The sequence below is a fragment of the Variovorax sp. P4_D9 genome (genome assembly GCF_056401695.1).
In genome coordinates, this window is the sequence record NZ_JBFUIU010000336.1 from 1 (window position 1) to 9,501 (window position 9,501).

At 69.2% G+C, this 9,501-nt stretch carries 8 protein-coding genes and 2 pseudogenes; 7 read left to right on the forward strand and 3 right to left on the reverse strand.

Annotated features, from left to right (window positions below; translation table 11 throughout):
* The first annotated feature begins 212 nt into the window (after positions 1-212).
* The 3 genes and pseudogenes from AC1DY5_RS29665 to AC1DY5_RS29675 all read left to right on the forward strand — a co-directional run bounded on the left by AC1DY5_RS29665 (position 213) and on the right by AC1DY5_RS29675 (position 3,385).
* A pseudogene (locus AC1DY5_RS29665) lies at positions 213-1,631 on the forward strand (nucleobase:cation symporter-2 family protein).
* Between the two features lies 1 nt (position 1,632).
* Positions 1,633-3,051 carry an 8-oxoguanine deaminase gene (locus tag AC1DY5_RS29670; protein WP_478117269.1) on the forward strand — a complete coding sequence of 473 codons (1,419 nt, stop codon included), beginning with the start codon at positions 1,633-1,635 and terminating at the stop codon, positions 3,049-3,051.
* Positions 3,052-3,112: 61 nt separating this feature from the next.
* Positions 3,113-3,385 carry a hypothetical protein gene (locus AC1DY5_RS29675; protein WP_478117271.1) on the forward strand — a complete coding sequence of 91 codons (273 nt, stop codon included), beginning with the start codon at positions 3,113-3,115 and terminating at the stop codon, positions 3,383-3,385.
* 144 nt (positions 3,386-3,529) lie between these two features.
* Here AC1DY5_RS29675 and AC1DY5_RS29680 read toward each other — a convergent pair.
* Both AC1DY5_RS29680 and AC1DY5_RS29685 read right to left on the reverse strand, forming a co-directional pair.
* A pseudogene (locus AC1DY5_RS29680) lies at positions 3,530-3,814 on the reverse strand (MFS transporter); the annotation flags it as partial.
* Positions 3,811-4,287: a MerR family transcriptional regulator gene (locus AC1DY5_RS29685; protein WP_478117273.1), complete on the reverse strand. Its 477-nt coding sequence runs from the start codon at positions 4,285-4,287 to the stop codon at positions 3,811-3,813. The pseudogene AC1DY5_RS29680 and the gene AC1DY5_RS29685, both read right to left, overlap by 4 nt.
* A 128-nt stretch (positions 4,288-4,415) precedes the next feature.
* Between AC1DY5_RS29685 and AC1DY5_RS29690 the strand changes: the two genes are divergently transcribed.
* A complete protein-coding gene (locus AC1DY5_RS29690) occupies positions 4,416-4,814 on the forward strand; it encodes a phage holin family protein (RefSeq protein WP_478117275.1) in 399 nt (132 codons plus the stop codon).
* A 5-nt stretch (positions 4,815-4,819) separates the two neighbouring features.
* Here AC1DY5_RS29690 and AC1DY5_RS29695 read toward each other — a convergent pair whose 3' ends face one another.
* On the reverse strand, positions 4,820-6,841 hold the full coding sequence (locus tag AC1DY5_RS29695; protein ID WP_478117276.1) for an acetoacetate--CoA ligase: 2,022 nt from the start codon (positions 6,839-6,841) through the stop codon (positions 4,820-4,822).
* A gap of 98 nt (positions 6,842-6,939) precedes the next feature.
* Between AC1DY5_RS29695 and AC1DY5_RS29700 the strand changes: the two genes are divergently transcribed.
* Genes AC1DY5_RS29700 through AC1DY5_RS29710 form a run of 3 tightly spaced genes read left to right on the forward strand, consistent with a single transcriptional unit; the run spans position 6,940 to position 9,394 of the window.
* On the forward strand, positions 6,940-7,662 hold the full coding sequence (locus AC1DY5_RS29700; RefSeq protein WP_478117277.1) for a TetR/AcrR family transcriptional regulator: 723 nt from the start codon (positions 6,940-6,942) through the stop codon (positions 7,660-7,662).
* Positions 7,659-8,603, forward strand: a complete 945-nt coding sequence (locus AC1DY5_RS29705; RefSeq protein WP_478117278.1) for an ABC transporter substrate-binding protein — start codon at positions 7,659-7,661, stop codon at positions 8,601-8,603. Before AC1DY5_RS29700 ends, AC1DY5_RS29705 begins: the two co-directional genes overlap by 4 nt.
* Positions 8,600-9,394, forward strand: a complete 795-nt coding sequence (locus AC1DY5_RS29710) for an ABC transporter ATP-binding protein (protein ID WP_478117280.1) — start codon at positions 8,600-8,602, stop codon at positions 9,392-9,394. Before AC1DY5_RS29705 ends, AC1DY5_RS29710 begins: the two co-directional genes overlap by 4 nt.
* The last annotated feature ends 107 nt before the right edge of the window (positions 9,395-9,501 follow it).

Genomic DNA, 9,501 nt, shown 5'->3' on the forward strand with positions numbered 1-9,501 from the left:
GCTGCATGTGCTGCGGGCCGCATAAAGAGGGAGGCAGATGCTCCCCACGACCCGACTCGCGGGGCGCTCAGGCCCCTCGAGGAAGGCAACTCCGCCTCGCGCCGTAGCAATCGACGCCGCGCGGTCAAACGAACAGATCCCCGCGGCTCAAGTCCGACGGGCTCCTAGACTGCGGCCGACCCAGCCCTCGACGCATCCAGAAAGGTCCGCGCATGCCTGCCACGTCATCGACGACTCGAGCACCCGACAGCGACGCGGTCGACCGAAGATCCCCCTTCCACGCTGCGCGGCGCGGCGCTGAGCCTGCAACACGTGCTCGTGATGTATGCCGGCACCATTGCCGTGCCGCTGATCGTCGGCAGCGCGCTGGGGCTGTCGAAGGTGGACATCGCCTTCCTGGTCAACGCCGACCTGCTCGCCGCCGGCATCGCCACCCTGGTGCAGGCGCTGGGCATCTGGTGCTTCGGCATCCGCCTGCCCGTGATGATGGGCGTCACCTTCGCGGCCGTCGGGCCGATGATCGCGCTCGGCATCGATCCCTCGCTCGACCTGCCGGCCATCTACGGCGCGACCATCGCGGCCGGGCTCTTCGGCATCGCGGTGGCGCCGCTGATGGGCCGGCTGCTCGGGGTCTTTCCGCCGTTGGTGACGGGCACCGTGATCACGCTGATCGGCGTCTCGCTGATGGGCGTGGCGATCCACTGGGCCGCGGGCGGCCAGCCGACGCAGGCCACGCTCATCGACGGCGTCCGCCACTCCGTGGCCAACCCGGCCTACGGCGACCCGGCCAACCTGGCGATCGCCGCCGTGGTGCTGGCGGTGGTGATCGTCCTGTCGCGCTTCGGCCGCGGCTTGCTGGCCAACATCTCGGTGCTGCTCGGGATCCTGGCCGGTGTGGCGCTGTCGCTGGCGCTCGGCCGCATGCACTTAGACGACATCGAGAAGACCGGTTGGCTGGCGATCACGACGCCCTTCCACTTCGGCCTGCCGCGCTTCGAGTTCGGCGCCATCGTCTCGATGTGCATCGTGATGATGATCACGCTGGTCGAGTCGACCGGCATGTTCCTGGCACTCGGCGCCATCAGGGGGCGCCGGATCACTTCCGATGCACTGACGCGCGGCCTGCGCGCCGACGGCCTGGGCACCGTCATCGGCGGCGTCTTCAACACCTTCCCCTACACCTCCTTCTCGCAGAACGTCGGCCTGGTCACCGTCACCGGCGTGCCTCGCGCTACGTCGCCGCGCTGGCGGGCCTGTTCCTGATCGCGCTGGCGCTGCTGCCGAAGGTGGCGCACATCGTGGCCTCGGTGCCGCCCTTCGTGCTCGGGGGCGCGGGCATCGCGATGTTCGGCATGGTGGCGGCGACCGGGGTGCGCATCCTCGGCTCGATCGACCACAGCCAGAATCGCCATGCGCTGCACGTGATCGCGATCTCGATCGGCCTCGGGCTGGTGCCGACGCTGTCGCCCAACTTCTTCCAGCATTTTCCGGCCTGGACCCATCCTTTCACGCACAGCGGTATCGTGCTCGGAACCTGCGTGGCGGTGCTGCTGAAACTCTTCTACAACGGCGTGCTGTCGAAGGAGCGCGCGCTCGCGCTGGCCGCCGGCACCTCACACGGAAACGAATGACATGAATTCCCCCACGACGCCCCCTCGCCCGCTGATCCTCCGGCACGCCGACGTGCTAGTCACCATGGACGCCGCCCGGCACGAGATCCCCGACGGCGCCGTCGTAACCGAAGGCCCGGCGGTGGCCTGGGTCGGCGCCACGGCCGAGCTGCCGCCGGTCTACGCCGAGGCGCTGGCGCGCGGCCAGGCCGAGGCGTTCGACATGCGCGGCCACGTGGTGATGCCCGGCCTGGTCAACACCCATCACCACATGTACCAGAGCCTGACCCGCGCCGTACCGGAGGCGCAGGACGCCGAGCTGTTCGGCTGGCTCACGAACCTGTATCTGCTATGGGCCCGCMTCACGCCCGAGATGATCCGGGTCTCGACCCGGACCGCGATGGCCGAGCTGATGCTGTCGGGCTGCACCACCACCAGCGACCACCTGTATCTGTTCCCGAACGGCTCGCGGCTCGACGACTCGATCGAGGCCGCCGACGCGATGGGCATGCGCTTCCATGCCGCCCGCGGCAGCATGAGCGTTGGCAAGAGCCTTGGCGGCCTGCCGCCCGACGAGGTGGTGGAAAGCGAAGAGGCGATCCTGCGCGACAGCGAGCGCCTGATCGGCCGCTGGCACGATCCCTCGCGTCACGCGATGCGCCGCATCGTGCTGGCACCCTGCTCGCCGTTTTCGGTCTCGCGCGACTTGATGCGGCTGTCGGCCGAACTGGCGCGCGAGCGCGGCGTCTCGCTGCACACCCACCTGGCCGAGAACGACAACGACATCGCCTATTCGCGCGAGAAATTCGGCATGACGCCGGCCGAGTACGCCGAGGACCTGGGCTGGGTCGGCCGCGACGTCTGGCATGCCCACTGCGTCAAGCTCGACGAGGCCGGCATCGCGCTGTTCGGCCGCACCGGCACCGGCGTCGCCCACTGCCCCTGCTCGAACATGCGGCTGGCCTCGGGCATCGCGCCGATCGGCGCCATGCGCCGGGCCGGCGTGCCGGTCGGCCTCGGGGTCGACGGCAGCGCCTCGAACGACGGCGCCCACATGCTCGGCGAGGCGCGCCAGGCGATGCTGCTGCAGCGCGTGGGCTTCGGCCCGGCCGCGATGACCGCCCGGGAAGCGCTCGAGATCGCCACCCTGGGCGGCGCCCGCGTGCTCGGACGCGACGACATCGGCGCGCTGGCGCCGGGCATGTCGGCCGATATCGTGGCCTTCGACCTGCGCGGGGTCGGGCATGCGGGTGCCGGCCACGACCCGGTGGCCGCGCTGGTGTTCTGCCAGCCAGCCACCGTCTCGCTGAGCCTGATCAATGGTCGCGCGCGAATCCGGGATGGCCGCTTCACGGACCTCGAACTCGCGCCCCTGCTGGCGCGGCACCGCGAACTGGCGCGCACGCTGTACGAACAGGCGCGCCACGCGCATGTGGCCTGAGTGCCTCGCTGCGGCAGGGGTTATGCTTTCCGGTTGCCGCCCCGGGCGGCCCGGAGCCCTGATGGACACTTCAGAAGACTGCAGCCTCGAACTCTCACTGGCCCTGCCCGAGGGCTGGACCTTCAGCCTCCAGCTCAAGCGCGGCGAGGAAGGGTCGCATGGCGGTCTCGCGGAACTGCATGAAGACGGGGTGTTGCGCTGCCGCATGCTGCTGTCCAACTTGGACAGCGACCGCAAGGTGGCGCTCGACCGGGTGGCCACGCGGGTGGAACTCTGGTTGGTCGAGTGGCAGTCCAGGGATCACAGCGGCAACTCGGATTTCGCCGACCTGTAGCCGGGCACGGCCTCGCGCCCACGCAGGCTCAGCCGATCTCGCGCTGCCAGGCCGCGAACACACCGGCGATCAGCGCCACCACCGCCATCGCCTGGAAGCCGTCGAGCGACGCCATGAAGGTTGGCTGCTGTTCCAGCATCCTCGTCCGATCGCGAAGGCGAACATGCAGATCGCCAGGTAGCGCCAATAGCCGAGCCGTTCGATCCAAGCGTGCTGCTGGAGGATGCCGAGCACCGCGCCGAGGGCATAGGCACTCGAGGCCCAGACCAGTTCGTCGGCCGAGGTGTGCACGCCACCCGCGATATAGCGAAGAACGCGAACAGCCGCGTTGTCGAAGTAGTCGATGCCGGTCACCAGGCCGATGACCCAGGGCATCAGCGCGGCGACGTCGAGGCCGCGGTCCGGGCGTGCCGCGATCGGCCCGCTCATTTCAGTCCGCGCTCCCGGCGGCGCTCCTCCAGCGCGGCTTCGACCGGTTCCCCGGCAAGCCGCCGCTCGACGTAGTCGATGTCGCGGCGCAACTGGGCCTGCAGCGCGGCGGCCTCATTGAGTTCGCGCCGCACCTGGGCCACCCGGTCGCTCAGTGCCTCGAGTTGCGCCGCGAGCGTGCTCTTGAGTTCCTTCAGCGAGGCGGCGGAAAGCCGCGGCCGGCCGCCATCGGCCGGCGCCTCGAAGGGCTTCTGCAGCATCGCCGTGATCGCCGTCAACGAAAAGCCGAGCGATCGCATGCGCAGCACCCGCGCCARCTTGTCGAGGTCGACGGGCTCGTAGAGCCGGTAGCGCCCCTCGCTGCGGGCCGGCACCACGATGCCGAGCTCCTCGTAGTACTTGAGGGTGCGCGGCGTGACGCCGAGCCTGGCGGCGGCATCTCGCACGGTGAGGCTGTCCTGGGAAGTGGTCACGGCACGCATCAATCCAAACGTGTACGTTCACGTTCATGTTAGCCGGAAAGCACCTGTGGACGTCGCGACGCCCTGCCGGGCGGACGGCCGATATGATCGCGGCTCCAATCCGAACCGCGAGCCTCGACATGCTGAATTCCCTGGCGCCCTTCCTGCTGCACTGGGCCATCACCGCCCTCTCGCTCTGGGTCGCGAGCTACATCTTCCGCGGGATCAAGTTCGAGAGTACCGGTTCGCTGGTGATCTCCGCGCTGCTGCTCGGTTTCGCCAATGCGGTGGTCAAACCGCTGCTGATCATCCTGACCCTGCCGCTGACGCTGCTGACCTTCGGCCTGTTCCTGCTGGTGATCAACGCGCTGATGATCCTGCTGGTGTCGGCGCTGGTGCGCGGCTTCAAGGTGTCCGGCTTCTGGACCGCGGTGTTCGCGAGCATCTTCATCTCGCTGCTGAGCGTGTTCCTGGGCGCCCTGGTCGACACCAGCGGCCCGGACGCAATCCAGATGCCGTCTAGCGGCAACTGGTTGTGACCTGCCTACGTGCGGCGAGGCCGGCCTGGGGGTGAGCTTTGACTGAAGGCGACGAACCAATCCAGGCTGGCCGGATTGGCCATCGCCTCGCGGTTCACGACCTTGTTGATCGGCTGGCCGAGCAGCAGCTTCTTGATCGGCAGCTCCTGCTTCTTGCCGGAGAGCGTGCGCGGGATCTCCGCCACCTGGAAGATGTCGTTGGGCACGAAGCGCGGCGACAGCGAGGTCTTGATCGCGTGGTTGATCTTCGCGCGCATCGCTTCGTCGAGAGCAACGCCGTCGCGCAGCACGACGAACAGCGGCATGTAGCTCTCACGGCCGAGGTATTCGAGATCGACCACCATCGAGTCGAGCACCTCGGGCAGGCCCTCGACCGCGGTGTAGATCTCGCTGGTGCCCATGCGCAGGCCCTGTCGGTTGATGGTGGCGTCGCTGCGGCCGTAGATGATGCAGCCGCCGTCCTCGCCGATCTTGATCCAGTCGCCATGGCGCCAGACGCCCGGATAGGTGTCGAAGTAGCTCGATAGATAGCGCGCATTGCCCTCGTCGCCCCAGAAGTACAGCGGCATCGAGGGAATGGGCTGGACGCAGACCAACTCGCCGACTTCGCCGATCACCGGCTGGCCGGCTTCGTTCCAGGCTTCGACCGCGGCGCCCAGGAAGCGGCATTGCATCTGGCCCGGAACTTCGGGCAGCTCGCGGTTGCCGCCGACGAAGGCGCCGCAGAAGTCCGTGCCTCCAGAGATGTTGTACCACCACAGCGCCGGCGAACCCGCCGCGAGCACCTGCGCCGTGCCCCAGCGCTGCACCTCTTCCGGCAGCGGCGAGCCGGTGCTCCCGAGCGCCCTGACCCGCGACAGGTCGCCGCAGGCCTTCGCGTCCAGCCCCGACTTCATGCAGTTGGCAAAATAGGCCGCGCCGGCGCCGAAGAAGCTCACCTCGTGCCGGGCGACGAAGCGCCACAGCACGCCCCAGTCGGGCTTCTCCTTGCTGCCGGCCGGATGGCCGTCGTAGATGCAGATGGTCGAGCCGAAGGCCAGGCCCGAGAGCTGCGAGTTCCACATGACCCAGCCGGTCGAGCTGTACCAGTGATAGCGCTCGCCGTGGTTGTTGGCGCTGTAGCTCGGGCCCAGGTCGTGGTGCAGGCCGCAGGCATACATGTTGACGATGATGCCGCCCTGGCCGTGCACGATGGGCTTGGGCAGGCCGGTGGTGCCGCTCGAATAGACGATCCAGATCGGATGCTCGAAGGGCAGCCACTCGGGCTCGAAGGCGGCGGTCGCGGCATCGTCGCGAGCCACCGCGTTCATCCATTCGGCTTCGGCGGGGATCCGCGTCGCCGCGAAGGGCGTGCGCACCAGCACGAGGCTGCGCACGCTCGGCAGCGCGGCGCGCAATTCCTGCACGACGGCGCTGCGGTCCAGCGGCTTGCCGCCGTAGTGGACGCCATCGACTGCGACCAGCACCTTCGGCTCGATCTGGCGGAAGCGATCGACCACCGCGACCGTTCCCATGTCCGGCGCGCACACGCTCCACACGGCGCCGATGGTCGAGCAGGCGAGAAAGGCGATCAGCGCCTCCGGCACGTTGGGCAGGTACGCCGCCACGCGATCGCCGCGCTCGACGCCGAGCTCGCGCAGCGCCAGCGCAAAGGCGGCGACCTGCCGGCGCAATTCCGGCCACGACATCTCGCGCACTTCGCCGAGCTCGTTCTCGCTGATCACCGCCGGCATGCCGGCCGCGTGCGCGGCGTCGACATGCCGGAACACTTCGCGCGCATAGTTCACCTGGGCGCCCGGGAACCAGCGCGTGCCGGGCATGTGCCGGTCGGCAATCACGCAGCTCGCCGGCGTGGGCGATTGCATGTCGAAGAAGTCCCAGATGCTTTGCCAGAAGGCCGGCAGGTCGGTGACCGACCAGCGCCACAGCGCGTCGTAGCTGTCGAAGGCCAGGCCGCGCGTGTCGCGCAACCAGTTCTGGTAGAGCCGGATCTGGGGAACGAAGGGGGCGGGTGTCGTGAGTTTCACTCTCGCAGCCTAACGCCGCCGGCACCCGGGGATCAATGCGGGTTAGCACAGGGTTTGTACGAGTGTTCAATAAGTTTGTACGCTTGTTCAATCGCACCATGGTCCAACGCGCCGCGCCCGTTCGCCGATCGCCTCGCCGCAGCGCTGCGGCGGCCGAGGAGGCGCGGCCCGACCGACGGCAGGCGATCCTGCTGGCGGCGGAAAAGTTGTTCGCCCAGCACGGCTACCACGTGGTGTCGATCCGCCAGATCGCCGACGAGGCCGGCGTGCCGCTGGCGCTGGTGGGCTACTACTTCGGGCCCAAGCAGGAGCTCTTCCACGCGATCTTCGCGCACTGGAGCCACACCATCGAGGAGCGGCTCGACGGCCTGCGCGCGGTGCGCAACGACCCGGCCGATCCGCGCACGCTGCCGCGCATCATCGAGGCGTTCACGGGCCCGGTGCTGGCCCTGCGCGCGAGCGCCGAGGGCGAGTACTACGCACTGCTGGTGGCGCGCGAGCTCTACCACGCGACCGAGGAAGCCGACCGCGTGCTGCGCGGMTACTTCGACCCGCTGGCCGAGGCCTACATCGATGCGCTGCACATCGCGCTGCCGCACGCCACGCGCGGCCAGGTCGCCTGGGGCTACCAGTTCGCGCTGGGTGCGCTCCTGCATCACCTCAACGACAGCCGCATCGAACGGCTGTCGCACGGCGAGAACCGGCGCGCCGACCCCGCCGCCGCGCCGATGCTCGTGAGCTTCATCGTCGGCGGGCTGCGCGCCGCGCTGCCGCGCCCCCGGAACCCGCAGAAGAAAACCCACCCCAGGAGACAGACATGATGAAACGACGCAGCCTGCTGTCGGCGCTGGGCGCCGCCAGCCTCGGCGCCGCCCTGCCCGCCCGCGCACAGGCCGCCCCCCGGATCGTGTTCGGCTACACCGCCGTGACCGACTTCGCCTCGGTCTTCGTGGCCGCCGAGGAGGGCTGCTTCAAGAAGCGCAACCTCGACGTCGAGCTCAAGTTCATTCCGCTGAACTCGACCATTCCGGCCGCCCTGCAGTCGGACTCGCTGCAGATCGGCGGACCGACGCCGTCGGTGTTCCTGCAGGCGGTCGATGGAGGGCTCGACCTGGTGGTCGTGTCCGGCGGCGGCCTGACCTCCAAGACCATCACCGGCTTCGGGCTGGTGGCGCGCGCGGGCTCGGGCATCAAGACCGCGCAGGACTGCGTGGGCAAGAAGATCGGCGTGCCCGGCCTCGGCGCCTTCCTGCACGTGACCTTCCGCGCCTACCTGAAGGACAACGGCGTCGACTACCGCAAGGTGAACTTCGTCGAGGCCGCCTTTCCGCAGCATGGCGACCTGCTGCGCGGCGGCTCGGTCGACGCGGTGGTATCGGCCGATCCGTTCATGAGCCGCATCACGGACAGCGGCGCCGGCTACGTGGCCTCGTACTACTCGACCTTCCTGCCCGAGGGCAACCAGACCATCGTCCACGCCGCCAAGCGTGAGTGGGTGCAGCAGAACGCCGCCGCCGCGCGTGCCTTCCGCGACGCGGTGCAGGAGGGCGCGGCCTTCATGCAGCAGCCGAAGAACGACGCCCGCGTCCGCGCCAGCATCGGCAAGTACATCAAGCTGCCGCCGGAGGTGCTGGCCAAGGTGCAGATCTCGCCGCCCGGCGCCGTGGTGAGCGAGAAGCAGCTCGCCTACTGGGTCGGCCTCATGAAGGAGCAGGAGATGCTGAAGACCCCGATCGACGTCGCGAAGCTGGTCGTGAAGTGAACGCACGCGAGATCCAGGCCGCGGACGTGCTCTGCGTCGACCGCGTCGCCATCCGCTACGACGGCCGCGAGGTGCTGTCGCCGACCTCCTTCACGGTGGCGCGCGGCGAGTTCGTGTGCATCGTCGGTCCCAGCGGCTGCGGCAAGACCACCTTGCTGCGCGCCGCCAGCGGGCTGGTCGCCGCCAGCGCCGGCGAGGTCCGGCGCCACGGCCTGCCGATGACCGGGCCGTCGCGCGAAGTCGCCTTCGTGTTCCAGGACTACGGCCGCGCGCTGCTGCCCTGGCGCACGGTGGAGGGCAACGTGAGCCTGGCTCTGGAAGCTGCCGGCGTGCCCGCGGGCCTGCGGCCGCCGCGCATCGCCGAGGTGCTGGCCAAGGTCGGCCTGACCCGCCATGCCGGCAAGTTCCCGATGCAGCTGTCGGGCGGCATGCAGCAGCGGGCCCAGATCGCGCGCTGCCTGGCGCAGAGGCCCGAGCTGATGATGATGGACGAGCCCTTCGGCGCGCTCGATGCGCTGACGCGCCAGGGCCTGCAGGACGAGCTGGCCCGGCTGGTGCGCGACGACGGCCTCACGGTGCTCTTCGTCACCCACGATCTCGAGGAGGCGATCTATCTCGGCGACCGCGTGATCGCGCTGCAGGCCGACCCCGGACCGGGTCGGCCCAGCATGGCGCGGATGATCGAGGTCGACATCCCGCGCCCGCGCGACCAACTCAGGACCAAGGAACACCCGGAGTTCCTGCGGCTGCGGCGCGAGCTGTTCGCCTTCATCGCGCAGAGCCATGACTGAACGCCGCAACCTCGGCGCCCTGCTGCGGCCCTGGGTGCTGCCGGCCCTGCTGCTGGGCGCTTTCGAGTGGTATGCGCGCCGTGCCGCCGCATTGGGCAGCGATGCTC

Bases quoted from the DNA above. Each gene is read 5' to 3' on its own strand.
- AC1DY5_RS29675 (WP_478117271.1), top strand. From the start codon at position 3,113: ATGGACACTTCAGAAGACTGCAGCCTCGAACTCTCACTGGCCCTGCCC.
- AC1DY5_RS29690 (WP_478117275.1), top strand. From the start codon at position 4,416: ATGCTGAATTCCCTGGCGCCCTTCCTGCTGCACTGGGCCATCACCGCC.
- AC1DY5_RS29705 (WP_478117278.1), top strand. From the start codon at position 7,659: ATGATGAAACGACGCAGCCTGCTGTCGGCGCTGGGCGCCGCCAGCCTC.